Below are 26384 nucleotides of genomic sequence, written 5' to 3'. Positions count from 1 at the left end.
AGGGGCGCCGCATATAACCTCGGCGGCGGTTTGGCAAGTGATTCCGGAGGGCGGCCTGCCGTCGCGCGCTATTCCGCGGCGGGGCGGGCCAGCAGCGGTGCACCGTCCCGCTCCATCTCGGCAAAGACCCAGTCCCGGAAGCTCCGGATCATCGGATCGTCGGCCCGCGCCTCCGGATAGGCGACGGAGTAGATCGTGACCGGCAGCGTCACCGTGTCGAACAGCCGCTCCAGGCGCCCGGCCTCCAGCGTTCCGCGCACCATCATGTCATAGGCCAGCGCCACGCCCTGCCCCTGTTCCGCCGCCGTGGTCGCCAGTTCGCAGTTCGGAAAGACCGGCCCGCGCGGCAGGGCGCGGGGCGCCACCCCCGCCGCGTCGAACCATTCGTCCCAGGCGTCCAGGACCTCGTCGTGCATCAGCCGCAGCCGCAGCAGGTCGGCCGGCACCCGGACTTCCTCCCGCTCCCGCAGCGCGGGCGAGATCACCGGGTAACGGGCAGAGGTCATGAACGGCTCGGTGACGACGCCGGGCACGGGATCGTCGGCCCACTGGATCACAAGGTCGCTGTCGTTCGCGGCGAAATCGGTCGAGGGCGCCCCGACCGACACCCGCAGCCGCACGCGGTCGCCGAATCCCAGGCGGTCCAGCCGGGGCACCAGCCAGCGCGCCGCAAAGCCCGGCGTGCAGAGGACACGGAACGGCCGCGCGCCCGCCTCCTTCACCGAACGGGTGGAGTCCTCGAAGGCATCCAGCAGCCCGGTCATCTTCCCGGCATAGCCGCGCCCGGTCAGGGTCAGGGAGATCCGGCCGCCCGTGCGCTCGAACAGCGCGGTGTCGAGGAACGCCTCAAGCGCCTTGATCTGGTGACTGACGGCAGAGGGGGTCAGGCACAGCTCCTCTGCGGCGGCCTTGAAGCTGAGATGCCGGGCGGCGGCCTCGAAGGCCCGCACGGCCGCGAACGGAGGGAATTTGCGCCCCATGGCTGAATTCCTTTCAACGGCTGGTGAAAATTGGTCTTTTGCGCCGGTGACGGGCCGATCGTAGCATCTTCTCACCAACTCTCAAAATTCGAACGAGGCCGGACATGAGCCCCTTCCACCGCTTCGGCGCGCCGCTCGGCTGCGCCCTGATGACACTCGTCTGCATGGCACCCGCCACCGTCGCCGCCGACGCAGACCCGCTGGCCTGGCGCGACGCCCCTACCATCGGGGCGCTCGTCTCGCACCTCGACGACTGGCTGGACACCCATTCCGACCTGCCCCGGCGCGACGGGCCGCCCCTTGTCCGGTGGATCGGCGCGGCCCGCGCGGCCAGCCTGCACACCGCGCGTCACGCATCCCAGGAAGGCATGGCGCGCGGCATGTACGACCCCGAGGCCGACACCATCTTCCTCGTGCGCCCGTGGGACATGAAAAACCCCTACGACGTGGGCGTGCTCCTGCACGAACTGACGCATTACCGGCAGGAAGAGGCGGGCCACTGGTATTGCGCGGGCGCGCAGGAACTGCCCGCCTACCGCCTGCAGGAAAAGTGGCTGGCGGACCTCGGCCTCGAAGCGGACATCAACTGGATCGCCGTCGTGCTGGAGGCAGGCTGCACACGCCGCGACATCCACCCCGACTGACCGGCCCCACCCGCCGCAAAGGAAAAGGCCCGCGCGGATGCACGGGCCCGAAGGATCTGTCAGGAGATCTGCACCGTCCCGAAGGACCGGCGCGAAGGGCTCAGCCCTGCTTCGACACCTGGGTGAAGTCCAGCTCCACCGGGGTCTCGCGGCCGAAGATCGACACCGACACCGACAGGCGCTGGTTGTCCTCGTCGACGCCCTCGACCATGCCGTCGAAGCCCTCGAACGGACCGTCGTTGACCTTGACCCGCTCGCCGATCTCGAAATGGATGAGCGTCCGGGGCGCTTCGTCGCTTTCCTGCACGCGGCCGAGGATCGCCTCCACCTCCGCGTCGCGCATCGGCATCGGACGGCCCTGCGGACCGAGGAAGCCGGTCACCCGGTTGATGTTGGAAATCAGGTGATAGCCGCGGTCCGACATCTCCATGTGGACCAGCACGTAGCCGGGCATGAAGCGACGCTCGGTCGTCACCTTCTTGCCGCGCCGCACCTCGATGACTTCTTCGGTCGGGACCATGACCTCGTCGATCTGGTCCTGAAGCCCCTGCTCCTCAACCGATGTCCTGATCTGCTCGGCGATCTTCTTCTCGAAGTTCGAGAGAACGCTCACCGAATACCACCGCTTTGCCATGTCGACCTCGATCATTCCGCCCCCGAACGGGGCGCCTTCCGGAAATGAAACGGCGCGCGAGCCTTTATAGCCGCGCGCCGGAAACTGGACCCGTCCGTTACACCGTCCGAAACCGGATGGCAAGGGCCGGAGCGCCCCTGCGCCCGACTTCAGCTGCCGCCGAAGTAGGTCAGGATACCCGTCAGACCGGACCGGATCGCCAGGTCCACCAGCGCAAAGAAGACCGCCGTCAGCGCCGCCATGATGAAGACCATGATGCTGGTCAGCGTGACTTCGCGCCGGGTCGGCCAGACGATCTTGGCCACTTCTGCGCGGACCTGCTGGATGAACGTGATCGGGTTGGTCGTCGCCATGCGTGAATGTCCCGTGTGCTGCGGTTTCGTGGGCATGTACGCGCAGGGGCCGGCAAAAGCAAGGCGTGAGCCGCTCCCGGATGCGTGAATGAATCGAATGAACCTTTTCGGCTCGGGGAGGTTTAATGGGATGAACTGCCTTCCCACCAACCCGCTGTTATTGTGGCGGGCATAGGTGGAGAGAGGAGCATCTGATGGACATCAAGGTTCTGGGCATTGATCTGGGCAAGACCGTTTGCAGTCTTGCCGGGCTGGATGAGGCAGGAGCAATCGTGTTTCGTAAACGTCTCCAGCGGCATCGGCTGCTGGACTTTCTTGATAAGCTTCCGCCCTGCATCGTTGCCATGGAAGCCTGCGGCGGGGCGCATCACATCGGGCGGTTTTGTCTTCAGAACGGACATGAGCCTCGGCTGATGTCGCCGCTCTATGTCCGGCCGTACGTCAAGGTTCACAAGAACGATGACCGTGATGCGGAAGCAATTGCAGAGGCTGCGACGCGCCCGACGATGGCATTCGTAGCAATCAAAACAGAGGAACAGCTCGACCTTCAGGCTCTGCACCGGGCGCGGGAACGACTGGTGAGCGACAGGACACGGCTGATCAATCAGGGCCGCGGCTTCCTGATGGAACGCGGCATTCGGATTGGAACGGGACGCCATGTCTTCCAAAAGGAACTGATCAGATTGACCGCAGAGGGCACCGACGATCTTTCACGTCGGATGCTTACGCTTCTGTCGGACATGGCGTCAGAGCTAAGCGTGATCAATGACCGGATCTCGGCCATCGATGCCGAGATCAGAGTATTGGCCAAAACGGATGCCGATATGCAGAGGCTGATGGAGATCCCCGGCGTCGGCCCGACGATTGCGACGGCGCTCGTGGCTGCGGTCGGTACCGGCAGCAGTTTCGGCAAAGGACGTGATCTCGCCGCATGGCTCGGCCTGGTGCCGCGACAGATCACGACAGGTGGCAAAGCCAAGCTGATCGGTATCTCGAAGCACGGCAATCGATACTTGAGGAAACTCTTCATTCACGGGGCCCGAACCGTGCTGCATCTCGTGCGCGACAGGACGTCGCCGATAGCGGCATGGGCCGACCGCTTGAAGGAGCGAGCGCATGTCAACGTCGCGGCGGTCGCAATGGCCAACAAGATGGCACGTATTGCCTGGGCTGTATTGACGAAGAGAGAGCGGTATCAACCCAATGCACTGAGCGGCCTGTAGTCGGACCGTAACACAACTGAGAGCAAAGGAATCTGCGAGCGAGGAGGAGATGGACCAACGACCGATCGGCGTTCTGTCAGTCTGATGGGGAGTATGGCCCCTGAAGTGCCGATGGTTTAACGAGACACAGGACGCGCGACTTCCCATCTTGGTCAGGGGCAAAACGAACCGCCCCGAAGAAAGACCGAATACATAGAAGCAGGGTCAGCGGCGCATCGACAAGTCACTTGCAGGGGAAGGCAGTTCATACATACCCCCCAGAGCGCCACGGCAAACACGCCGCCGACGCAGCAGAAACCTAAAAGGATCTGACATGAAACGTATTCTGACCGCAACCGCCCTTATTTCCGTGATCGCAACCGGCGCAATGGCCCAGAGCGAGAGCAGCTTCAACGCAAACGAGATCAACACCTTCATTCCCGAGGTGAACGTCGAGATGCTGCCCGACGCCCAGGTCGCTTCCCTGATGGCCACCATCAACGGCGAGGGCAACGAGGAAACCAAGGAGCGCCAGATGCGCGCCTACCTCGGCGAATTCAAGACGAACAACCCCGAGCTGGAAATCACCCTTTACCCCGAAGGTCTGACCGACGCCGAGATCGAGGCGATGATGACCTACGCACCGGGCGTCGACATCTACTCGATGACCGACGAGCAGTTCGCAGAGCTGCGCGCCGTTCTGGCGACCAACGACGAAGAGGCGATCAAGACCTACATCGACACTCTCGAAATGTGATCCAGGTCACAGTTCTACCCGGAAGGGGGCCGCTTTCAGCGGCCCCTTTCTCGTGCCCGCTCACGCCCGGTCACGGCATCGTAAGAATTTGAAAAATAATCGAATTTTCTTGGAACGATCATTGGGGAAGGCGGTTGTTCTTGTGCAAGGCAGGTGCAGAACAGCACGGCCAAAGAGGTGCACTGCACCGCCCACGAAGATGAAAAGGAGACATCCTTATGAAACGTTTTCTGACCGCAACCGCACTCGTGTCCGTCATTGCAACCGGCGCCGTGGCGCAAACCAGCTTTGACGAGAACACCATTTCCACGTTCCTTCCGAACGTGAACGTCGAGGCGCTGAGCGACGAACAGGTCAACACCCTGATCGGCATCGCCAACGGCCCGGGCAACGAGAACGAGAAGTCCCGCCAGATGGAAGCCTACCTGGGCGAGTTCCAGTCCGACAACCCGCCGGCAGTGGCCGTCGACGAGCCGCTGCCCGAAGTGGCTGAAGCCGACGAAATCGACGACATGAACGACGAAGGCACGTTCAACGTGAACCAGATCGAAGCGTACATCCCCGAGCTGGACGCATCGACGCTGACCGAACAGCAGACCGCCGCCCTGATCTCGATCATGAACGGCGACGGCAACGAGAACGAGAAGAAGCGCGAAATGCGCGCTTACCTCGGCATCGAATAATCCAGGTTCCTGTAAGCAAGTACGGGGCTGCCTTCGGGCGGCCCCTTTTTTCGTGCGCACACGAAACCTCCGCTGCAACGGCAGCACTGGCATGACATCGATGTCCGGAGGAATGGCAGGGGCAGCAGGGTTCGAACCCGCGACCTACGGTTTTGGAGTCCGCTCCGTTTGGTTGGAAATAAACACTTCTTCTCCCAATCAGACCGTTTTCGCCCCTCTGTGCATCAATGGGTTACGCGGAAACCGCCAACCGTAAATCTCTGATCTGGGAAGAAAAAAGCCCCCTGCCGGGACCAACGGCAAGGGGCTCCAATGCAATCCCACCACGAGAACAGGAAACTCACGATGCGGTATTCAGATACCACAAATGCTAAAAAGAACAAGCCGTTCCGCTGTCCGATCTGGGCTCCGCGCCCGTCTGGGCGGCTTGGGAAGAGGTGCGGCAGAAGGAAAGGTGGAGCAAGCCGCCCAAGAACCCGAAGACTGGCGGCTTGGCCTCCACGACCAAGCCGAAGACTTGGGGCACCAGAGCCGCCGCACAGCGCCGTGCCGACGCCTTCAAGACCGACCGGCCCAAGGGGCTGGGCATCATGCTGGCGGGCGTCCCGGGGCAGCCCGGCTGGCGCGTCTGCGGTATCGACATGGACGGCTGCCGGAACCCGGGGACGGGCAAACTGACCTCTTGGGCCGCGCCGATCCTAGACCGTTTCCAGAGCTATGCCGACGTGTCCCCGGGGCAGACCGGCGTTCATGTGCTCTTCCTCTGCCGGGACGCGGACGTTGACGAGCTCCGGGAAGAGGGGCTGATAAAGCCCGCCGCCGATGGCAGCCCGGGTGCGGGCCGTGCCTTCGCTCTGGAAGGCGAGCACAAGGAAATCGCGCTCTTCACCGAACGCAAGTTCCTGACCGTCACCGGCAACATGGTGAGCGATGGCGAAGAGCTCCGCACCGTTGATCTGGACGCGCTCCGGTGGCTCTTGGACGAGCACGGGCCGTCAGTGCAGGCCAAGACCAGTTCCACCGGCAAGGTCGGCAAGGACGAGTCGGGCAGCGGTGAAGCGTGGCGCTATCTCGAAAATCTCGCCCGGTTGGGCATGAGTGAAGAGGAAGCCCGAGAGGCAATCGAAGAACACGACGGGGCCGCCGGGAACTGGTGGAGCCGCGTTGATGACCGCCAGCATGACAGGGCCGTTGAACGCACCTTTGCCAAGGTGGCCCGGGAACGCGACGACATGCTTGACTTGCTGACCGATGACGACGTTGCCCCGGAGCCTCGCAAGTGGACGCTGGAAGACGTGGAAGCGATGTTGGAGGGCAAGGAGGTGGTGCCCGCCAAGGCAGACTGGGGCACCCCGATCATGCGGGGCAACAATCCCGTTATCAACTTGCACAACACGATGCTTTATCTGGGCCGGAACCTCGACTCCGTCCTACCCGGGCTGGCCCACAACATGATGACGGGCCGGGACGAATGGCGCGACGGGCCGCTGACCGACTCCGCCGTGGCTCTTGCCCGCATCGCCCTTGAGCGGCTGGGCCTGCAAACCGTGGGCAAGGACTTGGTGGCCGACGCAGCTCAGACCGTGGCCCGGAAACTGGCCTATCACCCGATCCGGGACCAACTCCGGGCGCTCCGGTGGGACGGCAAGCCCCGGCTGGACTCGTGGCTGGTGCGCCATGCCGGTGCCGATGACACGCCCTATTGCAGCGCCGTGGGGCGCAAGTTCCTCATCGCAATGGTGGCCCGGGTGATGCAGCCCGGGTGCAAGCACGATCACACGCTTGTCTTGTCCGGGCTGCAGGGACAGAACAAGAGCTCCGCTTGCCGCGTCCTCGCCGGGGCGGAATATTTCAGCGACACGCTGCCCAGCATCACGGGGGACAGGACCGACGCAATCCGGCACCTCCAAGGCAAATGGCTGGTGGAGCTGGCGGAGCTGGCCCCGTCCCGGAAGAGCGAAACGGAAGACCTGAAAGCCTTCCTCTCCGGTGCCGTTGACCGGGTGCGTCTGCCCTATGCCCGCTATGACGAAGCCTTCCCCCGCCAGTGCGTTTTCGTGGGCACGACGAACGAGGAACAGTTCCTCCGGGACGCCACGGGCGGGCGGCGCTTCTGGCCCATCACTGTGGGCAAGGTCATCGACATTGACGCGCTTTCCGCTGAGCGGGACCAGCTCTTTGCCGAAGCCTTCGCGGCCTACAGCGACGGGGAAGCGTGGTGGCTGGACCGGGACTTTGAGGCGGAACACGCGAAGCCGGTGCAGGAAGCGGCACGGGAGTCCGATAGCTGGGCCGAAGACGTCGCCGCGTGGCTGGACCGTCCCCCGCACGATCTGGACGAAGAGGGCACCGTCAGGACGGAAGTCACCATCTCCGAGGTGCTGGGGGAAGCTCTGGGGCTCAACAGTGGGCAGCACACCCGAGCCAATCAGAACCGGGCAGCCGCCGTCATGCGTGATCTGGGCTGGGTGAAGAAGCACACCCGCAAGGGCAAGATGTGGTGCAGGGTGGAAGCGACGTGACCCATGTGACCCATACAGTGACCCATATGGGTCACACGCAAGCCTTTGTTTCCCAAAGGGGAATCCACCCTGTGACCCATGTGACCCATGAATCCGAAAAAGAGTCGTCAGAGGCTATGAGGGCGGCAACAGGGGGCATGGGGACGGCGCTGGGGAGTTACAATGGTGTTTTATGGGTCACATGGGTCACGGGCGGAGTATTCGTCAATAGTTTCAAAAGCTTATGCGTGACCCATGCGACCCTGCCGATGGGTCACACTCCCCTTGGGCCAGCCGGTGCGCTCCCCTGGGGACAGAGCCCCCGTGTGGGGGAGCGGCGGGTCCTTCCCGGGGGGCCGGGGTGCGGGGGGCGCGGAGCCCCGAGCTTTCCCCCCGTGGGGAGATTCTGGAATCGAGAAAACCCCGTGGGGGAAATCCCCGGGAGAGACTGAGGAACTGAGCGAATGAAATACACCCCTGAGATGGTGGACGCGATGATGCTGGGGGAAGAGCCCCCCGTGGAGGACTCCCCCGTAGTGAGTGCCGCTGAGCTGGGGGAATGGCTGGGGATTGCCCCCAACCGGATTCACGCGCTGGGGAGGGACGGCATCCTCCCCCGGGTGGAAGGCACCCGCTATCCCCTCCGGGCCGCCGTGCTGGCATACTGCGAACACGCCCGGGCGCTGGCCCGGGGGAAACAGGTAGACGCCGAGCTGGCGGCGGAAAAACTCCGGCTGGCGAAGGCCAACGCGGAGAACGTGGAGACCGCCAACGCCAAGCTCCGGGCGGAGCTGATCCCCGCCGCAGAGGTGGAACGCGAATGGGCCGCCGTCCTCCGGGGCGTCCGGGCCGCCATGTTGGCGGTGCCGTCCCGGGTGGCGCAGACCGCTGGGCATCTGACCCCGCACGACATCAACGCGATTGACCGGGAAGTCCGGGACGCATTGGAGGAGGCCGCCCATGACTGACGCGCTCACCATCACCCGCTGCAATGCGCTCCGGGCGCTGACCCCACCGCCGCGCCTGTCCCTGTCGGAATGGATCGAAACCCACATGAGGCTGCCCGAGGGCGTTTCCGCTCTGCCGGGCCGAGTGAGCCTCTGGCCTTACCAGCGCGAGATTGCCGACGCCATTTCCGACCCGACCTTGGAGCGGGTGACGCTGGTCAAGCCCGTCCGGGTGGGCTTCACGACGCTGCTGACCGGGGCGCTGGCGTCCTACGTCGCCAATGAGCCCGCCCCGATCTTGGCGCTTCTGCCGACCGAAGCCGATTGCCGGGACTACACCGTGAGCGACCTTGAGCCGATCTTTGAGGCCACCCCGGCGCTCCGGGGTCTCATCTCTGCCGAAGCCGACGAGTCGGGCCGGTCCACCTTGCTCAGCCGCCGCTTTCCGGGCGGGTCCCTCAAGATCATCGCTGCCAAGAGCCCCCGGAACCTACGCCGCCACAACGTCCGCGTCCTGCTGATAGACGAAGCCGACGCGATGGAAGCAGGCGTGGAGGGCAGCCCGATCACGCTGGCAGAGCGGCGCACCCTGAGCTTCGCCAACCGCAAGATCATCTTGGGCAGCACCCCGACCTTGGAGGCCACGTCCAACGTGCTCAGGGCCTATGCCCGTTCTGACCGGCGAGTCTATGAGGTGCCGTGCCCCGATTGCGGGCATCACCACGAAATCCAGTGGGCGGATATTGTCTGGCCCGAGGGCGAGCCGCAGAAGGCCGCCTACGTCTGTCCTGAGTGCGGCAGCGTGGTGGAAGAGAGGCACAAGGCGGAGATGGTCCAGAAGGGCCGCTGGCGGGCCACAGAGCCGCATGTAGCGGGCCATGCGGGCTTCCGGCTCAACGCCCTAGTCTCGACGCTGGCGAACGCCTCTTGGGGCAAGCTGGCGGCGGAGTTTGTAGAGGCCAAGAAACAACCCGACACTTTGCAGGTCTTCGTAAACACGATTCTCGCCCAAGGCTGGCGCGAGGCGGCGGAAGAGCTCGACGAAGCGGCCTTGGCCGCCCGGGCCGAACCCTTCGGGCTGCCCGACGCGATCCCGGCGGACGTGCTCTTCGTGACCGCTGGCGTGGACGTGCAGCGCGACCGGCTGGAAGTGGTCTTCTTGGGCTGGGGCCGGGAAGAAGTCTTCGTGCTGAGCCAATTCGTGATCTGGGGCAACCCGATGGCCGATGACGTGTGGGCGGAGCTGGACGACGCCTTGCGCACCATCTGGAAGCACCCCAAGGGCGGCATCCTCCGGGTGGACGCGGCGGCGGTGGACGCGGGCGATGGCGAGACGATGGACCGGGTGATTGCCTTCTGCCGTCCGCGCTCTGCCCGTCGGGTCTATGCAATCAAGGGGGCCGCCGGGAACCGACCCGTGATCCGGGCCAGCGACACGCGGGGCAGCCGCCTCTTCATCGTGGGCGTGGACTCGGTCAAGAGCCAGCTCACCAGCCGCCTGAGCCGGGGCAAAAGCGTCCGCTTCTCAGACAGCTTGGAGGGCCGGTTTTTCGAAGAGCTGGCCTCCGAGCGGCTGGTCATGCGCTATGTGAAGGGGGCACCTGTGCGGCAATGGGAGCGGATACCTGGTCGACGGGCTGAATCACTGGATTGCGTCGTCTACGCCATGGCCGTCCGGGCGCTGGTCAACGCCAAGGTGGACCGCCGTGAAGAAGAGGTATCACAGTTGTCTATTGCACCTAAGAGTCCCGGTGTGGTTAAATCTAAATGGCTGGGACGATGATCGTTCTGGAAAGATTATTCACTTTGATATCGTTGAGAATAAAATTTGTCCCTTCCAGACTGGAATATGGCCGGAGTGGTGCCACCTGTAAGGCCCGGCGAACACCCTGCAGGTCCCGACCGCTCACCATACCGCGTTAAGATGAACGACCTAGTTCAGAGTTTCGCGCTGACGAAAGAACGGGGCGACATTTTGCAGGGACTCATTAACTACCGTGCCGCACTATATGGTCTGGGGATAACGGTAGGCTTTCAATGGGTGGACGGAAGCTTTGTTGAGAACATTGAGGACTTGGAAGCCCGACCGCCGAACGATGTCGATGTCGTATCTTACGTGGAGCTGCCAACAGGCCAGACGCAGATGAGCATTTTTCCGCATCTCAAGCCGCTTCAGGACCGGAAGCAATCAAAGGCCACCTACAAAGTGGATGGTTTCGTATTTGTGGTGCCGCAGCTCGATATTCGCAGGGTATGCTATTGGTATAGCCTTTTCTCCCATAGGAGAAATGGTTTGTGGAAAGGCTTTGCTGAAGTCCTTCTTGACCCATCGGATGATCAGACCGCACAGGATGAACTAAACAAGATAGCTGCTTCGGGTTTCTCAAAATGATCCGAAAGTCAGACATTTATAAATCAGAGCTTGTAGAGCTTCAGAGGATGCTGAATGACATTCCCGAGGAGCACGTCATTGATCGCTTTAGTCTGGAGCAACGTATCGAAGAGCTGGAAGAGGGACTGGCTTCCCTTCCCAAGCGTGAGCTGACTCAAGAGCACCTATCTTTGACGTTTAGAGGCGAACCGGTATTGGGAAGTGAGGCGATTTCTGCCGACTTCGCAGGAAAGGCCACGTCTTCCTTTTCCGACGCATTTTCGGCAATCCTTGCAGGCATCAATGAGAATCTACGATATTCCGGTCCAATTCCAGATAAGGCTAGATACCCACTCCTGATTACTGGAACCGCAATTGGTTCATTCGGCTTCGAAATGGAAGTCCCGCTTGATGAAGAGGACTTATTCTCGGAGCACATCAAGTCTTCCGGTGCCGTAGAACTGTTAAAAAATCTTCTTCGCGTTTCCGCCAAAGGCAGCGATGACGAAATTTCGGATATTGTTGAGGAAATCCATCCCCGAGCGGTAAAGAAAGTTGCCGATTTCTTGGGCGTGCTATCGCAAAGCGGGGCTTGGTGCGGCCTAGAGTTTAGAGGTGATTTCTTTCGCTATAAGAACATAGAAGAGGTTCGGCTGTCCGAGACCCGACTTAAGAAAGAAAATATCCGAGAAACTGTCGAATATTATACCGGGGAGTTTCAGGGAATTCTTCCTGTGGGTCGGCATTTCGAGTTTGCCGTTCAGGGTGAAGACTACGTGCTAAAGGGGCGACTTGGTCCCGACATTGACGATCCCGACCATCTAAATCGCGAGTGGCTTCACCTTCCAGTGAAGGTGAAGCTAAACGTCATTCAAGTTGGGCAGGGACGGCCTCGATTCACGCTTTCGTCTCTTGATGACCTCGAACGCATTTAGAAAGCAGCGCAACGCAAAGCACAGCTTAGTATCCAAGATATTTTGCCCTGATGGCGAAAACCTTGTCACGCATAATAGCGAAGTCCGGGTCCAGCGCTGAACGCTCATCCAGCTCTTCGTCCGTCATTGCTGCTGAAACCTTGAACCCTGTTTTACGCTGATAGTGCCCTACGAGCTTCCGGACTTCTGCACGGAAGGCGCGATACTTCGAGCGGCTTGAGCGGATATGCCGGTTGTCTTTGGTTTTGCGACCCCCTGCACCTTTGAGTGCGATTCCGAGAGGGTAACTGGGTCCGGTCATGGTTTGGTCCTGTCTGTTGGCATGGGGGAGGTGAACGGGGCGACGTGGTGACGCCGCCCCGCACTTTGTCAGAGGCAAGAAAGAAAGAAAGACGCATGTCGCTCTGCGTCGAAGACCCTTCTAGGCGATTCTCACTTCCATTTCAACTCAGTTTGAGTTATTGAGTCGAAAAACCGGAAGGAGTCTCCTGATGTATGTGATCCGTGACGCGACCAACGCCTTCGCGAAGCTCGACAAGACGCCGCCCGACGAAGTGGCACCGCTCGACAAGTCGCTGCGCAACCTGAGCCAGCGGGTTTACCTGCCCGCCGCTGGCCGCGAAGGGCGGGCCGACGCCTACGCGCTGGAAACGATTTGCACTCTTCGTATGCTGCACAAGGCGTCTGTTTTCGGGTTGGACCGCTGGCAGCTCGAAAAGCTGGCGCAGTTTCTTCAGGTGGCAGACCCTATGGGCAATGGCCGCCGTGAGAAACTGGCGGGCCGTTCCCGCCTTCTTTCCCCCATCGAAGAGGCGATGCAGCGTGTCCGGGCTGGGGAAGCGTTCTCTGTCGTCATTGCAATGCTGAGCGACGGCACCTTTAAGGTCCGCACCGACTGGGAGCCCGACGAAGAGCCCGATGAGGCAGCCGAAGAGATTCTGGCAGCCCTTGGTGGCACTTTGTCCGAAGACGCCCGCTTCGTCCTGCCCGCGTCCCGGTTGCTTTCCGAGCTTCTGGCGGAGCTGGGGGCGTAGTTCGATGGCGTTCCCCTTCCTGCCAAAGCTCTTCCGCCGTGCTGCGAAGCCCACCCGAACCCGTTCTTACGACGGGGCAGCCGGGGGGCAGCGCGGCTGGGGCATGGGCACGATGGGGCGCATCAACCCGGAAGTCTCTGCCGCTGGTGCGACTCTTCGGAGCCGTGCCAGCTATCTCGCCATGAATAACGCATGGCTTGGGCAGGGCGTGGCGAACTGGGCCGGAGCTCTGGTGGGGGCTGGCATCTTCCCGGCCCCCGGTCATCCCGACAAGGACACCCGGGCGGAGCTGACCGCCTATTTCCAGAACTGGGCCGACGAAGCCGACGCGGATGGGCGGACGGACTTCTGGGGCCTGCAAGCCGACATTGCCCGGGGGCTGGTCATTGCGGGCGAAGCCTTCGTCCAGATCATCACCACGGAAGCCGGGCCGAAGCTCCGGTTGATCCCGCCGGAGCTGGTGGACGAGTCCCTGACCCGTGAGCTGGCGGACGGGGCCTGCATCGTGCAGGGGGTGGAGTTCGACGCGGACGGCAACCGGGTGGCCTATCACGTCCTCCCGAGCCGCCCGCATGACCAGTTCGCCAACTACGCCCCGCCTGTCCGGGTCCCGGCGGACGACATTCTCCACGTCATGAAGCCGCTGGCGGCGGGGCAGGTCCGGGGCATCTCTTGGCTGGCCCCGGTCATCCTGCCCGCCTCCGAATTTGACCAGCTCTGTGACGCGCTCTTGGTGGGCGTGAAGGTCGCGGCGATGCACTCCGCGTTCCTTGTGGACATGAACGGCACGGCGGGCGAGCCCTATGACGGCACCGAGACGGGCGGCATCATGGAGACCGGCCTTGAGCCCGGCACCATGAAGCGGCTGCCCACCGGCTATGACGTGAAGTTCAACACGCCCGGGCAGACCCAAGAGATTGGCGCGTTCCTCCGACTCAACCTGCAACAGCTTGCCGCCGGGCTGGGGCTGCCCGAGCATCTGCTTTCCGGCGATCTGACCGGGGCCAACTATTCCAGCCTCCGTGCCGGGCTGCTGCCGTTCCGGCAGCGGGTGGAGCAAGTCCAGTATGGCACCCTTGTTACCCAACTGCTGCGCCCGGTCTGGAAAAGAGTCGTCACCTTTGGCGTCCTCTCGGGCGAGCTGGCGGCCCCGGACTTCGAGTCCAACCCCCGGGCCTATCTGGCGGCGGAATGGCTGCCTCCGAAGCCCATGCAGGTGGACCCGCTCAAGGACGTGCAAGCGACCGTGGCAGAGCTGGAAGCGGGGCTGACCAGCCGCCGCAAAGCCGTGGCCGAACGCGGCTGGGCTCTGGAAGACCTGGACTCGGAGATTGCCGCCGACCCGCACACCCCCAAGCCCAAGGAGTCCGACAATGCCGCTTGACCTCTACACCCGCCGGGCGGCCTTCCGCCCGACGACACTCGACCGAGACAACCGCACCGTCCGCGTGACCGTCTCGACCGGGGCCGCCGTCCAGCGGCGCGGCTATATCGAACGGCTGACGCTGCCCGACCCGCAGAGCATCGTGGGGCTGCCCGTGCTCAACTCGCACCGGCAAGACGGGCTGGACAACCTTCTGGGCCGCGTGGTGGCGGCTGGCGTGGATGACGCGGGCCTCTGGGCAGACGTGCAAATCTCGCAGCGGGCCGAATGGCTCTTGGGCGAGATCGAAGCCGGAATCGTCACCAGCGCGAGCATTGGCTACCGCCAAGGGGCCGCGACCCGCTCCACCGATCCCGCCACCGGGCAGCCGGTGCGCACCATCACCCCCGAAATCTCGGAAATCTCTTTCGTCCCCGTGCCCGCTGACAAGGGTGCCACAATCAGGAGTAACCAAGTGGAAAACGACGAAATCACGGTGGATGAAAACGCCACCCAAACCCGCGAAGACGACCGGGCGCAGACCCGGGCCGCAATCCGTCAGATTGCCCGTTCCGCTGGCATGACCAGCGAACAGGCGGACGACATGGTGGACCGCGAGCTGTCCATCACCGAAGCCCGGGCGGAAGCCTTTGAGGCAATGCAGGACCGTGGCCGCACCACGCCGCGCATCCGCACGGCGACCCGCGAGGCAGACAACCCCACCACGGTCCTGCAACTCCGCTCCGATGCGCTCTATGCGCGGACCTCTGGCGAAGCCCCGTCCGACGCGGCGCGGCCCTACATGGGCGAGACGCTGCGCGACATGGCGCGGGCTTGCGTGGAGGCCACCGGCACCAGCACCCGGGCGATGGACACGGACCAGCTCTTCCGGGCTGCCATGCACACCACGTCCGACTTCCCCCAGCTTCTCACCAGCACCGGCAATCGGACGCTTGTGGCGGCCTATCAGGTGGCTCAGAGCCCGGTGAAGACGACGCTGGCCCGGCAATCGACCTTGGCCGACTTCCGGCGAGGGACACGGCTCAAAATCAGCGACGTGGGCACTCTGCCCAAGGTCAACGAGTCGGGTGAGATCACCCACAGCAGCCGGGCAGAGGCGTCCGAGTCCTACGCGCTCGACACCTACGGCTCCCAGTTCTCTATTAGCCGCAAGGCGCTCCTCAATGATGACCTTGGCGCGTTCCGCGACTCCAGCGCAACGGCGGGCCGGGCGGCGGCGGAGACGGAAGCCAACCTGCTGCTGTCGCTGCTGCTGAGCAACCCGACGATGGGCGAAGACGCCACCGCGCTCTTCCATGCCGATCACGGCAACCTTGCCAGCCCCGGCACGTCGCTGGGCAGCGCGGCGGACATCAACGCTCTGGGCGTGGCCCGCAAGGCCATGCGCGGCATGAAGGCGCTGGACGGTGTGACCCCGATCAACGCCACGCCGAAATATCTGCTGGTGGGGCCGGAGCTCGAAACCCAAGCGGAGCAAGTCCTTGCCCAGATTTACGCCACGACCTTCACCGACGCCAACCCCTTCACCGGGCGGCTGACGCTGCTGGTGGAGCCGCGCATCACCGATGAAAGCTGGTATCTCTTCGCCGATCCGGCTGTGCTGCCCGTGCTGGAATACAGCTATCTCAGCTCCGCTCAGGGGCCGCAGATGGCGTCCCGCGAAGGCTGGGACGTGCTGGGCATGGAGTTCCGCGTGGTGCTGGACTTCGGCTGCGGTGCCGTGGACTGGCGCGGCGCTTACCTCAACCCGGGCGACTGAGCATGGCAACCGTGGCTGAGCTGACCAAGATGCGGGCGGACCTTCATGCCGCCCGTATGACCGGGGCACGGGAGTTCCGCGACCAGAACGGCGAAGCCGTCGTCTACAAGTCCGACTCCGAGATGGCCCGGGCGCTGGCGGCGCTGGACGCCGAAATCGCAGCTCTGACTTCCCGTCCCGCCCACACCATCCTCTTCCGAACCTCGAAAGGACTCTGAGATGAAGAACTACGTGCAGAAGGGTGAGAACATCACCGTGACCGCGACCGCCGCCGCCAGCTCTGGCGATGGCGTCCTTGTGGGCAGCCTCTTCGGCATCGCCGCCGGGGACGCCGCCATTGGCGAAGACCTTGACCTTGTGACGGTGGGCGTCTTCACCATGCCCAAGGTGAGCACCGACGCCTTCACCGTGGGGGCCGTCGTCTACTGGGACGACTCCGCCGGGCTGGTCACGACCGACGATGACACCGGCAACAACCCGGAAATCGGGCTGGCCGTGACAGCGGCGGGCAACCCCAGCGGCACCGTCAACGTGCGGCTCAACGGCTGAGACGATGACCCGGCGTCCTTCTACCTTCCGGCAGGCTGACGTGGAGCGGGCGGTTAAGGCCGTCCGTTCCTCCGGGCTGCCCATTGAGGGGATCGAAGTGGCACCGGACGGCACAATCCGGGTTATGGTCGGGACGTCGCAGGGCGAGTCGCGTCCTGCTGCAAGCCCGTTTGACGAATGGAAGGCAAAGCGCGATGCGAGTGCGAATGAAGGGCATCAACAGGGTAAGCAAGCGCCTCGCTGACGGCAGCCGCGTTACCTATTATTACGCTTGGAAGGGCGGCCCCCGTCTTCCGGGCAAGCCGGGCGACCCCGAGTTCGTCGCCGCCTATAACGAGGCCGTGGCCCAGAAGGCCAAGCAACCCACCGGGACGATTCAGGCGATATTGAACGCTTATCAGGACTCGCCGAAGTTCACCGATCTGGCCCCGCGCACCCGCAAGGACTATGCCAAGCACATCCGCAAGATTGAAACCGAGTTCGGCGACTTCCCCCTTTCTGCCTTGACCGACCGACGCACCCGGGCTGAGTTCCTGCAATGGCGCGACCGGATGGCCGTAGCGTCCCGCAGACAGGCCGACTACGTTTTCGCAACCTTCGCCGCAATCATGGCTTGGGCCTTCGACCGGGGTCTGACCCTCGCAAATCCCTGCGAACGCCCCGGCAAGCTCTACCGGGCAGCAAGGTCCGACGCGATCTGGACCGAAGCCGACGAAGCCGCTCTGCTGAAGGTGGCACCGCCGCGCATCCGCCTCGCCTATCTTCTCGCTGTCTGGACGGGCCAGCGGCAGGGCGATCTTCTGCGGCTGACGTGGAACGCCTATGACGGCTCGCATATCCGGTTGAAGCAGGGCAAGACGGGCCGCCGCGTGGTCCTTCCGGTGAGCGGCATCCTGAAGACCGCGCTCGACGCTGCTGCCAAAGACAGGAAGGCCGTCACGATCCTCACCACGACCAAGGGCACCGCTTGGACCGGCCATGGCTTCAGCGCGACGTGGCGCAAGACGCTCGCCAAGGCCAAGGTCACGGGCCTCACCTTCCACGACCTTCGGGGAACGGCTGTAACTCGCCTTGCGCTTGCCGGGTGCAGCGAGGCCGAGATTGCGACCTTCACCGGGCATAGCCTCCGGGACGTGGCGGCTATTCTCGACGCTCACTATCTGAGCCGGGATTCGCGGCTGGCAGAATCGGCACTGAGCAAGAGGGAGGCGCACGAAGCGGGAACGAAAACTCCCAACTGAACGCCCAACCGCTCTAAGGCAGTCGGTCCCGTAGCGTCGATTCTCTCAATGAAATCAATGGCAGGGGCAGCAGGGTTCGAACCCGCGACCTACGGTTTTGGAGACCGTCGCTCTACCAGCTGAGCTATACCCCTTCAGGCCGTGCCGTCAGGTACACGGGCCAGCGGGTGAAATCAAGACGTCTTTGTCAGGGAATTTGCGCCGCCTTCCAATGCGATCCGCGGGCAGCGCACGGCGCGCCGATCCGCACCGGCACCACCCGCCGACACCCTCCGCGCAACAGCCCGCCCTGCCCCCAGCCTTCATCGGCCCGCACGCCCGCAACGGCCAGGAGCCGCGCGCCGCGAACAGGCGCACCCCGGCACGAAGCGCCGCCCTGCCCCGGGCCGAACCGCCCCCACCCGACCCGCAGGATTCGCCCCGGACCGCGCTGGAATCTCATGCCCCCGGGGCTCCGCCCAGCCCCGAAAAGGGCGCCGCAAGGGGCGGAATCCGATTTTTCATTCCCGCACACGAACTGTGCACAGCACGAATTTCCCCTTTCCGAGGCCCCGCGGGCGGCCGCGCCGGGAACCCCCTTGAAACCGCCGGAACGCCCGATTGTCCAAGCGGGCTTGAGCCGCACCAAAAGCCTCACTTCATGCACAAAGACCCGTTTGGCCGTCGCCGATTTCAAGCACACGTTTTCGCGAGCAATCCGAGATTTCTTCGTGATTTCAATGTCTCAGCCGGCACGCCTACTTGTTCGGTGTCGGAAGCAAACACCGACGCAAACAAGACCGGCGGCACCGATGCCGCCACCTCAAACTGGAGAAATGAAATGAAAACGCTTATCGCATCCACCCTCGCCGCAACCGTTCTTCTGACCGGCGTTGCCTCCGCTGCTCCGGCCCCGCGCCTGTCGTCCGAGGCATTCATCCTGCTGCCGAACGCCGACTACTCGAACCTGACCGACACCCAGGTTCACCAGATCAACGCAGTCGTGCACTCCGGCGGTGACTCGAACGAACTGCGCAACGGCATCCGTGCAGTTCTGAAGTGATCTGCCACAAGGTATCGCGCGGGCCCGCACTCCCAGCCTGCGCGATACCGAAGTTGCCAATGCCGCGCCCCCACGGGGGTGCGGCCAATACGTTTCCGGGGGTCCGCGCCCCGATCCCCCTCAGATCCAGCGCATCCGCCGCAGCACCACAAGCTGCAGGGCACCGATGACGCAAAGCGCGCCGGTGAACACCCAGAAGGCCAAGGGCCATTCTGCCCCCGGCATTCCCGCCAGATTGATCCCGAAAAGACCCGTCAGGAACCCCAGCGGCAAAAACACCGCCGAGAGGATCGACAGCAGGTAGAGGTTGCGGTTCAGGCGTTCGTCCCGCGCGCTCTGCATCTCGTCCCGCACCAGCGCCATCCGGTCGCGCAGCGCGTCGGCGTCCTCCACCACCCGCTCCAGCGCGTCCAGCTCCTCTGCCAGTTGCCGCAGGTCGTCGCCCTCCACCCAGTCGGGATGCACCGCCTGCAGGGTGCGCATCGCGTCGCGCTGGGGCTGCAGGTAGCGGCGCAGGATGATCGCGGTGCGCCGCAGGTCCACCAGCCGGCCGGCCATCTCGGGCCGGACCTCCTCCAGCACCTCTTCCTCAAGGTCGTCGGCCTTGTCGTCGACCTCGCGCCAGAACGCCTCGATCCGGTAGGTCAGACGCTCCGTCAGCGTCACCAGGAACTCCGCCGCGTCCTTCGGCCCGCCGCCACGCTCAAGGCTTTCGGCGATGTCCTCGATCGCCTTCACCTTCCGCATCGACAGCGACACGATCCGGTGCGGGTCGATCCACAGCCGGACCGAGACCATGTCCTCCGGCGCCTCGCCCTCGATGGTGTTGACGCCGCGCAGGATGACGATCAGCCCGTTGCCCACCGGCGTGACACGCGGGCGGGTCTCCTCGGCCACCAGCGCATCGATGATCGTGGGATCGAGATAGGACAGGTTCCCGACGATCCACGACGGCGTGTCGGCGTGCTGGGCGCGCAGATGCACCCAGGCCAGCGTGTCGTGGCGCAGCAGTTCCGGCACTTCGGCAGGTTCGAGGCGGCGGCCCGCATCGGGACCGTCAAGGGCAAAGGCGCGCAGGATCATGTCCTGCGTAACGGGGACAAGAGTGGTCATCTGGCGGAGGATAGAGCGGCTTTTGCCCTGCGCAATGGGCGACGCGCAGGCCGTGCGACTTGACGATCCCTCCGGAACGTCGAAGGGTCGCCGCGACGCGGAAAAGGGGATGACCGATGGACCAGACACTGACCCTGGAAGAGCTGCGCAGCCCCGACCCCGCGGTCGAGGCGCTGCTGGCCCGCCACCATGCCGACATGCGCGCGCAATCGCCCGAGGAAAGCTGCCACGTCATGACCTCCGACGCGCTGCGCGCCAGCGGGGCACGGGTCTTTGCGCTGCGGGCCGGGGGTGCGCCCTGCGCCGTGGGGGCGCTGAAACCGCTGGACCGGGCGGGCTGGCCCGGCGGCGTGGACTGGCCCGACGGCGGCACGGTGATGGAACTGAAAAGCATGCACGTCGCCCGCGCCCGGCGCGGCGAGGGGCTGGGCAGGGTGCTGCTCGACGGGCTGACCGATCAGGCCCGCGCCTCCGGCGCCGTGGGTCTCTGCCTCGAAACCGGGTCGGAGCCGGAATTCGCCGCTGCCCGCGCGCTCTACCACCGGGCCGGCTTCACCGATTGCCCGCCTTTCGGGGACTACGTGACCGACCCGCTCTCCGTCTTCATGCTGCGCCGCCTGTGACACCGCCCGTCAGACTGCGCACCGCCCGGCCCTCCGACGCAGCGATCCTCGCGGCGATCTCCTTCGAGGTCTGGATGCACACCTACATCCGGCGCGGCGTCGACACGGCCTATGCCGAATACGCGCTCGACACCTTCACCGCGGCGAACCTCGCCGCTGTCCTCGCCGATCCGGCTGAACACGTGATCCTGTCGGAGAACGAGGAAGGCCCGGACGGCTTCATCCGCCTGACCCGCAACCGGCCCGCGCCGCTGCCGGGATGCTCCGATCTGGAGATCTCCACCCTCTACGTCCAGCCCCGCCACCACGGCCGCGGCCTGGGCCGGGCGCTGCTGTCGCGCGGGCTCGACCACGCCCGGTCGCTGGGCCAGCGCTCCGTCTGGCTGGCCACCAATTCCGGGAACGCCCCCGCCATCGGCTTCTACCTGCGGCAGGGCTTCGAACGGATCGGCACCACGCATTTCCACATCGGCGACGCCGCCTACCCCAACGACGTGTTCCGCCTGACGCTCGACCGCTGAGGCAGGGCGGCGCAGAGCCCCGCCCTACGGGGTGGTGTGCTGCTTGAGAAGGTGCGCGATGTCCGGGGGGCGAGCGAACCGGGGGCAAAAGAAAAGGGCGCCCCTTGTGGGACGCCCTTCTCTATCTCAGCGGTGTGATGACACCATCCCGGCAAGGCCGCGATCAGGCGACGATCTTGGAGACGACGCCCGAACCGACGGTGCGGCCGCCTTCGCGGATGGCGAAGCGCAGGCCTTCTTCCATCGCGATGGGTGCGATCAGCTCGACGTTGAACTTCAGGTTGTCGCCCGGCATCACCATCTCGGTGCCTTCCGGCAGCTCGACGGTGCCCGTCACGTCGGTCGTGCGGAAGTAGAACTGCGGACGGTAGTTCTTGAAGAACGGCGTGTGACGGCCGCCTTCTTCCTTGGTCAGGATGTAGACCTCGCACTCGAACTTCGTGTGCGGGTTCACCGACTTCGGCTTGCACAGGACCTGGCCGCGCTCGACCGCGTCACGGTCGATGCCGCGCAGCAGCGCGCCGATGTTGTCGCCTGCCTCACCGCGGTCCAGCAGCTTGCGGAACATCTCGACACCCGTGCAGGTCGTCTTCTGCGTGTCCTTGATGCCGACGATTTCCAGTTCGTCGCCGACGTTCACCACGCCACGCTCCACGCGGCCGGTGACCACGGTGCCGCGGCCGGAAATCGAGAACACGTCCTCGATCGGCATCAGGAACGGCTGGTCGGTGGCGCGCGGCGGCTGCGGGATGTACTCGTCCACGGCGGCCATCAGTTCGCGGATCTTGTTCTCGCCGATGGCTTCGTCACGACCTTCGAGAGCGGCCAGCGCCGAACCCGCGATGATCGGAATGTCGTCGCCCGGGAAGTCGTAGGCGGACAGCAGTTCGCGCACTTCCATCTCGACGAGCTCGAGGAGCTCCTCGTCGTCCACCTGGTCGACCTTGTTCAGGAACACGACCATCGCCGGGATGCCCACCTGACGGCCGAGCAGGATGTGCTCGCGCGTCTGCGGCATCGGGCCGTCGGCCGCGTTCACCACGAGGATCGCGCCGTCCATCTGGGCCGCGCCGGTGATCATGTTCTTCACGTAGTCGGCGTGGCCGGGGCAGTCGACGTGCGCGTAGTGGCGTGCCTCGGTCTCGTACTCGACGTGTGCAGTCGAGATGGTGATCCCGCGGGCCTTCTCTTCCGGCGCGCCGTCGATCTGGTCGTAGGCGCGGAATTCGCCGAAGTACTTCGTGATCGCCGCGGTCAGCGTGGTCTTGCCGTGGTCAACGTGACCGATCGTGCCGATGTTGCAGTGCGGTTTCGACCGCGAAAACTTTTCCTTTGCCATCTCTCAGACGCCTCATGGTTCATGGGGCCACACATCTGGCCCGGTTCACATGGCGGGGCGTTTATTGAGTCGCAGCCGGAAAATCAAGCCGTTCGATCAGCCTTCGGGCTGCGCGACGGGTGCGGCCGCAGGTGCGGGCGCGGCGCTCGCGACCGTGGCGGACCCGGCGGTCGCGAACCAGCCGTCTTCCTCCATGCGCTCGCGCAGCCACTTTTCGATCCACAGCGCCGCTTCCTCCGCCAGCGAGGCGATCTGCTGCTCGCGCGTCATGCCGTAGGAGGGCAGCACCTGGACCACGCGCACAACGTGGGTTTCCTCGTTCATCTTGGCCTTCGCGGCATCGTCCCAGACCGTCACGCGCAGCGACAGCCCGGACTTGCTGGGCACCAGCGGCACCGGCACCGCCAGCGAATATTCCTCGAGGCTGATGCCAAGGTGATAGAACTTGCCGCCGTCGTAGCGGCGGAACCGCGTCTCCACCGCGCGGTCGACCGCCGTCACCCATTCCTCGCTGCTGGCCTCCTTCGAGATGCCCACCATGTTGAGGTTCGGCGCCACGACGATCGCGTGCCCCATCTTGAAATCGCCCAGCGGCTCGACCGGGCGCGACAGGTCGGATGTCGCATCCGTGCAGGCGGCAAGGCCCAGCATCAGGCTCAGAATGGCAAGAATGCGTACCATAGGTACCCCCGTTGACTTGGTTTTCCCGTAGCGCAGCCCCGGTTCACGTGCAATCTCGCAGGCCTTTGTCAATGGCACGATCCCGCCTATGTTTGCAGGGAAACCACAGGCCGCGAGGCCGGGAGCGCACCATGACCGAACTGAAGCCGCATCGCCTGCCCGTGCAGGTGCCGCTGGTCACCCGACCGCTGGGCATCTGGGGCAGCCTCCAGGCATCGCGCCGCAACGTGCTGTCCATCATCCCCGAGGTCGCCACCCGCCAGCCGATCCTTTCGGGCAAGACAGGCAAGCGCTGGCACATGGTGATGGAGCCGGGCGCCATTCGCCGGGTCCTCCTGGAAAACCTCGACGCCTACCCCAAGAGCCTCGTCACCAAGAACCTGCTGAAACCGGCCATCGGCGAAAGCCTCTTCATCGCCGAGGGCGCGCACTGGCGCTGGCAGCGGCGCACCGCGGCGCCGGTCTTCGGTCACCGCAACGTGATGAACCTCGCCCCGGTGATGAGCGCCGCGGCGGGCCGCTCGGTGGAGCGCATCCGCGCCGCAGGCCCCCGCGCCGTCGACTTCCTCGAGGAAATGGTCAGCGTCACCTTCGACGTGATCTCCGACGTGACCTTCTCCGGCGACAGCACCTTCGACCGCGACGGCGTGCATTCCGCCATCGACGCCTACATCGCGGAGGCCGGGCGCATCTCGCTCTTCGACCTTCTGGGCTTTCCCGACTGGGTGCCGCGCCCGGGGCGGGCCTTCTTCGCGGGCGGCGTGAACCAGATGAAGCAGATGGCCGACCGCGCGATCGAGACGCGTGCCAGCCGCGACCCGAACGCCGTGCCGGACCTGCTCGACCTGTTGAAGGCCGGCGCCGACCCGGAGACCGGGCGCACCATGTCCACAGCGGAGCTGCGCGACAACCTGCTGACCTTCATCGTCGCGGGGCACGAGACCACGGCCCTGACGCTGTCGTGGTCGCTCTACCTCCTCGCCTTCGACCAGGAGGCACAGGCCCGCGCCCGGGCCGAAGCGCAGTCGGTGCTGACGGACGGCGTCGCACAGGGCGAGGACGTGCCCAACCTGCCCTTCATCCGCAAGGTCATCGACGAGGCGCTGCGGCTCTACCCGCCCGCGGGCATGGTCTCGCGCACCGCGCGCGAGGACGACACGCTCTGCGGGCGCGAGATCCGCAAGGGCGACACGGTGATCCTGCCGATCTACGCGCTGCACCGTCACCACGCGCTCTACGACGACCCCCACGCCTTCCGCCCCGACAGGTGGGAGAAGAAGCCCGACCGCTACGCCTACCTGCCGTTCGGCGACGGGCCGCGGATCTGCATCGGCGCCAGCTTCGCGCTGCAGGAGGCGGTCATCATCCTCGCCACGCTCATCGCCAACTTCCGCTTCACCCCGGTCAGGGGGCGCGAACCCGACCCGGTGATGATCCTGACGCTGCGTCCGCAGGGCGGCGTCTGGCTCGAAGCGGACCCGCTCTGACCCAAGGGGGCCCTGCGCCCCCGAACCGCCAGCCGTCCCGGCCGCCCCACCACCCGGCCAGCCCGCCGCATGGCGCACCCGGCACCGCCGCATGCCGCACCCGGCCCGCCACATGGCGCACATGGCACCTGGACCACAGCCCCCCGCGGCTTCATACAGGCAAAAGCACCTCTGCCGGAGGCATCCCCAATGCCCCGCAGAGACAACGACCGGGCTGGCGTCCGCACCCCACAGTCAGCACCCCTTGTCCGCACCGCCCACGGCCAGCCGCAAAGTCGGCACCATGGCCCGCGCTCCCGCCGCCTTCATCTTGGCAAAAATACCTCCGCCGGAGGCATCCCGAGAACGCGCTGCACAGACAACGACCGGGCTGGCGCCCGCGCCCCACAGTCAGCACCCCTTGTCGGCACCGCCCACGACCCGCCGCAAAATCGGCACCATGGCCCGCGCTCCCGCCACCTTCATCTTGGCAAAAATACCTCCGCCGGAGGCATCCGGACGCATCGCCGGCGCAACGCCGGGCCATGGGCACCTGCGTCACGTCCGCCCGTTAACCACCTTTTCCCACCCGAAACGGCAAAAGGTTACCAACCGGCCGGTTCGAGGGGTCCAACCGGCCGGTTCACCCCTTACAGGGTGGAAAGCTGTCTGAAGAACCGGATAACGCGCGGTATGCCGGGCCAGCGGACACACCAGATGCTGCGTCCGGACGCCCAGCGCGCGCGCCGTTCATCCCACCGCCCGCACCATTAAGGTTAATGCTGGAAAAGGCCCTGCCGGACCTTCCGCCGCTAGCCGCGGTTCGCTCCCGGAATCCACAAGACGTCGGCGGTGCCGTTGTCGTTGGCGATCCGGGCAGCGACGAAGAACCAGTCCGAAAGCCGGTTGAGATACTTCACCGCCGCGGGGTTCACCGCCTCGGCAGAGGCCAGCTCCACGCACAGCCGTTCCGCCCGACGGGCCACCGTCCGGCACACGTGCAGATGCGCCGAAAGCGCCGATCCGCCCGGCAGGACAAAGCTCCGCAGGGGCTCCAGCGATGCGTTCATCGCGTCGATTTCCTGTTCGAGACGAACCACTTGCGCGTCGACCATCCGCAGCGGCGGATACTCCGCCTCGGCATCCTTCTCGATGTCAGGGCGGCACAGGTCGGCGCCCAGGTCGAAGAGGTCGTTCTGGATTCGCGACAGCGCGCCGTCCACGTCGCCGGTGGCCGCCTGCCGTGCCACGCCGACAAAGGCGTTCAGCTCGTCCGCGGTGCCATAGGCCTCGACCCGGGGATCGTATTTCTTCACCCGCGCGCCATTGCCCAGCGCGGTCTCGCCCTTGTCACCGGTGCGCGTGTAGATCTTGCTCAGGACAACCATGTCTTCCCCCGTCTTATCCGCCGCGACGGATGTAGACGAACAGCAGGATCAGGACAATCGCCGCGAATTGCGCCCCGATCCGCCACTGCATCGCCTTGTTCGACCACTTCCGGCTGAACGCCCCGCCCTTGGCGAAGCTGCCGATTCCAAACAACAAAATGCCTACGACGCCCAGCATGACGAGGGCGATGAGGATGAAAAGGGGATCGTCGCGCATGGTACCTCCCAAGCGGCCTG

The 26384-nt window shown here is 64.7% G+C and carries 28 protein-coding genes and 1 tRNA gene; 19 read left to right on the top strand and 10 right to left on the bottom strand.

The window, feature by feature from the left end:
• Window positions 1-68: 68 nt before the first annotated feature.
• Window positions 69-980, bottom strand: coding sequence for a LysR substrate-binding domain-containing protein (locus QNI11_RS00435; RefSeq protein WP_283981943.1), 912 nt, complete (start codon window positions 978-980; stop codon window positions 69-71).
• Window positions 981-1084: 104 nt separating this feature from the next.
• Here QNI11_RS00435 and QNI11_RS00430 point away from each other — a divergent pair, with 104 nt between their 5' ends.
• Window positions 1085-1624, top strand: a complete 540-nt coding sequence (locus QNI11_RS00430) for a DUF6647 family protein (RefSeq protein WP_283981942.1) — start codon at window positions 1085-1087, stop codon at window positions 1622-1624.
• A gap of 100 nt (window positions 1625-1724) precedes the next feature.
• On the opposite strand, the gene nusG is transcribed toward QNI11_RS00430, so the two are convergent.
• Window positions 1725-2258 carry a transcription termination/antitermination protein NusG gene (gene nusG / locus QNI11_RS00425; protein ID WP_040605070.1) on the bottom strand — a complete coding sequence of 178 codons (534 nt, stop codon included), beginning with the start codon at window positions 2256-2258 and terminating at the stop codon, window positions 1725-1727.
• 149 nt (window positions 2259-2407) lie between these two features.
• Window positions 2408-2611 carry a preprotein translocase subunit SecE gene (gene secE / locus QNI11_RS00420; RefSeq protein WP_100928313.1) on the bottom strand — a complete coding sequence of 68 codons (204 nt, stop codon included), beginning with the start codon at window positions 2609-2611 and terminating at the stop codon, window positions 2408-2410.
• 194 nt (window positions 2612-2805) lie between these two features.
• Between secE and QNI11_RS00415 the strand changes: the two genes are divergently transcribed.
• The 8 genes from QNI11_RS00415 (at window position 2806) to QNI11_RS00380 (ending at window position 12007) form a co-directional block, all read left to right on the top strand.
• Window positions 2806-3834: an IS110 family transposase gene (locus tag QNI11_RS00415; RefSeq protein WP_283981941.1), complete on the top strand. Its 1029-nt coding sequence runs from the start codon at window positions 2806-2808 to the stop codon at window positions 3832-3834.
• Window positions 3835-4147: 313 nt separating this feature from the next.
• Window positions 4148-4570, top strand: a complete 423-nt coding sequence (locus QNI11_RS00410; RefSeq protein ID WP_283981940.1) for a hypothetical protein — start codon at window positions 4148-4150, stop codon at window positions 4568-4570.
• A 218-nt stretch (window positions 4571-4788) separates the two neighbouring features.
• Entirely contained in the window at window positions 4789-5253 is a 465-nt protein-coding gene (locus QNI11_RS00405; RefSeq protein ID WP_100928315.1) for a hypothetical protein, read from the top strand.
• A gap of 491 nt (window positions 5254-5744) precedes the next feature.
• Window positions 5745-7775, top strand: coding sequence for a virulence-associated E family protein (locus QNI11_RS00400; protein ID WP_283981939.1), 2031 nt, complete (start codon window positions 5745-5747; stop codon window positions 7773-7775).
• Window positions 7776-8218: 443 nt separating this feature from the next.
• Window positions 8219-8722 carry a DNA packaging protein gene (locus tag QNI11_RS00395; RefSeq protein ID WP_283981938.1) on the top strand — a complete coding sequence of 168 codons (504 nt, stop codon included), beginning with the start codon at window positions 8219-8221 and terminating at the stop codon, window positions 8720-8722.
• Window positions 8715-10484: a phage terminase large subunit family protein gene (locus QNI11_RS00390; RefSeq protein ID WP_283981937.1), complete on the top strand. Its 1770-nt coding sequence runs from the start codon at window positions 8715-8717 to the stop codon at window positions 10482-10484. The genes QNI11_RS00395 and QNI11_RS00390 overlap by 8 nt, the downstream gene beginning before the upstream one ends.
• 66 nt (window positions 10485-10550) lie before the next feature.
• Window positions 10551-11093, top strand: a complete 543-nt coding sequence (locus QNI11_RS00385; protein WP_373418415.1) for a hypothetical protein — start codon at window positions 10551-10553, stop codon at window positions 11091-11093.
• Between the two features lie 47 nt (window positions 11094-11140).
• Window positions 11141-12007 (top strand): hypothetical protein, encoded by an 867-nt coding sequence (locus tag QNI11_RS00380; protein ID WP_283981935.1) that lies wholly within the window; start codon window positions 11141-11143, stop codon window positions 12005-12007.
• 25 nt (window positions 12008-12032) lie between these two features.
• Here the strand turns inward: QNI11_RS00380 and QNI11_RS00375 are convergent, their stop codons facing one another.
• Window positions 12033-12308: a hypothetical protein gene (locus QNI11_RS00375; protein ID WP_283981934.1), complete on the bottom strand. Its 276-nt coding sequence runs from the start codon at window positions 12306-12308 to the stop codon at window positions 12033-12035.
• A 190-nt stretch (window positions 12309-12498) separates the two neighbouring features.
• On the opposite strand from QNI11_RS00375, the gene QNI11_RS00370 reads away from it, so the two are divergent.
• The 6 genes from QNI11_RS00370 to QNI11_RS00345 all read left to right on the top strand — a co-directional run bounded on the left by QNI11_RS00370 (window position 12499) and on the right by QNI11_RS00345 (window position 17974).
• Window positions 12499-13041, top strand: a complete 543-nt coding sequence (locus tag QNI11_RS00370) for a hypothetical protein (protein ID WP_283981933.1) — start codon at window positions 12499-12501, stop codon at window positions 13039-13041.
• A 4-nt stretch (window positions 13042-13045) separates the two neighbouring features.
• The gene (locus QNI11_RS00365) at window positions 13046-14425 is read left to right on the top strand and encodes a phage portal protein (RefSeq protein ID WP_283981932.1); all 1380 of its coding nucleotides are present in this window, start codon (window positions 13046-13048) and stop codon (window positions 14423-14425) included.
• Window positions 14415-16184 carry a prohead protease/major capsid protein fusion protein gene (locus QNI11_RS00360; RefSeq protein ID WP_283981931.1) on the top strand — a complete coding sequence of 590 codons (1770 nt, stop codon included), beginning with the start codon at window positions 14415-14417 and terminating at the stop codon, window positions 16182-16184. The genes QNI11_RS00365 and QNI11_RS00360 overlap by 11 nt, the downstream gene beginning before the upstream one ends.
• 2 nt (window positions 16185-16186) lie before the next feature.
• Window positions 16187-16402, top strand: coding sequence for a phage head-tail joining protein (locus tag QNI11_RS00355; protein ID WP_283981930.1), 216 nt, complete (start codon window positions 16187-16189; stop codon window positions 16400-16402).
• Between the two features lies 1 nt (window position 16403).
• Window positions 16404-16733 carry a DUF2190 family protein gene (locus QNI11_RS00350; protein ID WP_283981929.1) on the top strand — a complete coding sequence of 110 codons (330 nt, stop codon included), beginning with the start codon at window positions 16404-16406 and terminating at the stop codon, window positions 16731-16733.
• A gap of 206 nt (window positions 16734-16939) precedes the next feature.
• Entirely contained in the window at window positions 16940-17974 is a 1035-nt protein-coding gene (locus QNI11_RS00345) for a tyrosine-type recombinase/integrase (RefSeq protein WP_283981928.1), read from the top strand.
• Between the two features lie 58 nt (window positions 17975-18032).
• Here QNI11_RS00345 and QNI11_RS00340 read toward each other — a convergent pair.
• A tRNA-Trp gene (locus QNI11_RS00340) sits at window positions 18033-18108 on the bottom strand.
• A gap of 686 nt (window positions 18109-18794) precedes the next feature.
• Here QNI11_RS00340 and QNI11_RS00335 point away from each other — a divergent pair.
• Window positions 18795-19016 carry a hypothetical protein gene (locus QNI11_RS00335; RefSeq protein WP_100928316.1) on the top strand — a complete coding sequence of 74 codons (222 nt, stop codon included), beginning with the start codon at window positions 18795-18797 and terminating at the stop codon, window positions 19014-19016.
• Window positions 19017-19136: 120 nt separating this feature from the next.
• Here QNI11_RS00335 and QNI11_RS00330 read toward each other — a convergent pair whose 3' ends face one another.
• Complete coding sequence (locus tag QNI11_RS00330) at window positions 19137-20129, bottom strand: zinc transporter ZntB (RefSeq protein WP_283981927.1); 993 nt, start codon at window positions 20127-20129, stop codon at window positions 19137-19139.
• Between the two features lie 116 nt (window positions 20130-20245).
• On the opposite strand from QNI11_RS00330, the gene QNI11_RS00325 reads away from it, so the two are divergent.
• On the top strand, window positions 20246-20752 hold the full coding sequence (locus QNI11_RS00325; RefSeq protein ID WP_283981926.1) for a GNAT family N-acetyltransferase: 507 nt from the start codon (window positions 20246-20248) through the stop codon (window positions 20750-20752).
• A complete protein-coding gene (locus tag QNI11_RS00320; protein WP_283981925.1) occupies window positions 20749-21273 on the top strand; it encodes a GNAT family N-acetyltransferase in 525 nt (174 codons plus the stop codon). Before QNI11_RS00325 ends, QNI11_RS00320 begins: the two co-directional genes overlap by 4 nt.
• Window positions 21274-21436: 163 nt before the next feature.
• Here the strand turns inward: QNI11_RS00320 and tuf are convergent, their stop codons facing one another.
• Both tuf and QNI11_RS00310 read right to left on the bottom strand, forming a co-directional pair.
• Complete coding sequence (tuf, locus tag QNI11_RS00315) at window positions 21437-22612, bottom strand: elongation factor Tu (RefSeq protein WP_100928298.1); 1176 nt, start codon at window positions 22610-22612, stop codon at window positions 21437-21439.
• Window positions 22613-22708: 96 nt separating this feature from the next.
• Window positions 22709-23293: a hypothetical protein gene (locus QNI11_RS00310; protein ID WP_283981924.1), complete on the bottom strand. Its 585-nt coding sequence runs from the start codon at window positions 23291-23293 to the stop codon at window positions 22709-22711.
• 131 nt (window positions 23294-23424) lie between these two features.
• Between QNI11_RS00310 and QNI11_RS00305 the strand changes: the two genes are divergently transcribed.
• Window positions 23425-24780 carry a cytochrome P450 gene (locus QNI11_RS00305; protein ID WP_100928321.1) on the top strand — a complete coding sequence of 452 codons (1356 nt, stop codon included), beginning with the start codon at window positions 23425-23427 and terminating at the stop codon, window positions 24778-24780.
• Window positions 24781-25571: 791 nt separating this feature from the next.
• Here the strand turns inward: QNI11_RS00305 and QNI11_RS00300 are convergent.
• Window positions 25572-26147, bottom strand: a complete 576-nt coding sequence (locus QNI11_RS00300) for a cob(I)yrinic acid a,c-diamide adenosyltransferase (RefSeq protein WP_283981923.1) — start codon at window positions 26145-26147, stop codon at window positions 25572-25574.
• A 13-nt stretch (window positions 26148-26160) separates the two neighbouring features.
• Window positions 26161-26364 carry a twin transmembrane helix small protein gene (locus QNI11_RS00295; RefSeq protein ID WP_100928323.1) on the bottom strand — a complete coding sequence of 68 codons (204 nt, stop codon included), beginning with the start codon at window positions 26362-26364 and terminating at the stop codon, window positions 26161-26163.
• Between the last annotated feature and the right edge of the window lie 20 nt (window positions 26365-26384).

The sequence above is a fragment of the Sagittula sp. MA-2 genome (assembly GCF_030126985.1).
Taxonomy (GTDB): domain Bacteria; phylum Pseudomonadota; class Alphaproteobacteria; order Rhodobacterales; family Rhodobacteraceae; genus Sagittula.
This window is presented reverse-complemented; position numbering and strand designations above follow the sequence as displayed.

Bases quoted from the DNA above. Each gene is read 5' to 3' on its own strand.
- QNI11_RS00435 (WP_283981943.1), bottom strand. From the start codon at position 980: ATGGGGCGCAAATTCCCTCCGTTCGCGGCCGTGCGGGCCTTCGAGGCC.
- QNI11_RS00430 (WP_283981942.1), top strand. From the start codon at position 1,085: ATGAGCCCCTTCCACCGCTTCGGCGCGCCGCTCGGCTGCGCCCTGATG.
- nusG (WP_040605070.1), bottom strand. From the start codon at position 2,258: ATGGCAAAGCGGTGGTATTCGGTGAGCGTTCTCTCGAACTTCGAGAAG.
- secE (WP_100928313.1), bottom strand. From the start codon at position 2,611: ATGGCGACGACCAACCCGATCACGTTCATCCAGCAGGTCCGCGCAGAA.
- QNI11_RS00415 (WP_283981941.1), top strand. From the start codon at position 2,806: ATGGACATCAAGGTTCTGGGCATTGATCTGGGCAAGACCGTTTGCAGT.
- QNI11_RS00410 (WP_283981940.1), top strand. From the start codon at position 4,148: ATGAAACGTATTCTGACCGCAACCGCCCTTATTTCCGTGATCGCAACC.
- QNI11_RS00405 (WP_100928315.1), top strand. From the start codon at position 4,789: ATGAAACGTTTTCTGACCGCAACCGCACTCGTGTCCGTCATTGCAACC.
- QNI11_RS00395 (WP_283981938.1), top strand. From the start codon at position 8,219: ATGAAATACACCCCTGAGATGGTGGACGCGATGATGCTGGGGGAAGAG.
- QNI11_RS00390 (WP_283981937.1), top strand. From the start codon at position 8,715: ATGACTGACGCGCTCACCATCACCCGCTGCAATGCGCTCCGGGCGCTG.
- QNI11_RS00385 (WP_373418415.1), top strand. From the start codon at position 10,551: ATGGCCGGAGTGGTGCCACCTGTAAGGCCCGGCGAACACCCTGCAGGT.
- QNI11_RS00380 (WP_283981935.1), top strand. From the start codon at position 11,141: ATGCTGAATGACATTCCCGAGGAGCACGTCATTGATCGCTTTAGTCTG.
- QNI11_RS00375 (WP_283981934.1), bottom strand. From the start codon at position 12,308: ATGACCGGACCCAGTTACCCTCTCGGAATCGCACTCAAAGGTGCAGGG.
- QNI11_RS00370 (WP_283981933.1), top strand. From the start codon at position 12,499: ATGTATGTGATCCGTGACGCGACCAACGCCTTCGCGAAGCTCGACAAG.
- QNI11_RS00365 (WP_283981932.1), top strand. From the start codon at position 13,046: ATGGCGTTCCCCTTCCTGCCAAAGCTCTTCCGCCGTGCTGCGAAGCCC.
- QNI11_RS00360 (WP_283981931.1), top strand. From the start codon at position 14,415: ATGCCGCTTGACCTCTACACCCGCCGGGCGGCCTTCCGCCCGACGACA.
- QNI11_RS00355 (WP_283981930.1), top strand. From the start codon at position 16,187: ATGGCAACCGTGGCTGAGCTGACCAAGATGCGGGCGGACCTTCATGCC.
- QNI11_RS00350 (WP_283981929.1), top strand. From the start codon at position 16,404: ATGAAGAACTACGTGCAGAAGGGTGAGAACATCACCGTGACCGCGACC.
- QNI11_RS00345 (WP_283981928.1), top strand. From the start codon at position 16,940: ATGAAGGGCATCAACAGGGTAAGCAAGCGCCTCGCTGACGGCAGCCGC.
- QNI11_RS00335 (WP_100928316.1), top strand. From the start codon at position 18,795: ATGAAAACGCTTATCGCATCCACCCTCGCCGCAACCGTTCTTCTGACC.
- QNI11_RS00330 (WP_283981927.1), bottom strand. From the start codon at position 20,129: ATGACCACTCTTGTCCCCGTTACGCAGGACATGATCCTGCGCGCCTTT.
- QNI11_RS00325 (WP_283981926.1), top strand. From the start codon at position 20,246: ATGGACCAGACACTGACCCTGGAAGAGCTGCGCAGCCCCGACCCCGCG.
- tuf (WP_100928298.1), bottom strand. From the start codon at position 22,612: ATGGCAAAGGAAAAGTTTTCGCGGTCGAAACCGCACTGCAACATCGGC.
- QNI11_RS00310 (WP_283981924.1), bottom strand. From the start codon at position 23,293: ATGGTACGCATTCTTGCCATTCTGAGCCTGATGCTGGGCCTTGCCGCC.
- QNI11_RS00305 (WP_100928321.1), top strand. From the start codon at position 23,425: ATGACCGAACTGAAGCCGCATCGCCTGCCCGTGCAGGTGCCGCTGGTC.
- QNI11_RS00300 (WP_283981923.1), bottom strand. From the start codon at position 26,147: ATGGTTGTCCTGAGCAAGATCTACACGCGCACCGGTGACAAGGGCGAG.
- QNI11_RS00295 (WP_100928323.1), bottom strand. From the start codon at position 26,364: ATGCGCGACGATCCCCTTTTCATCCTCATCGCCCTCGTCATGCTGGGC.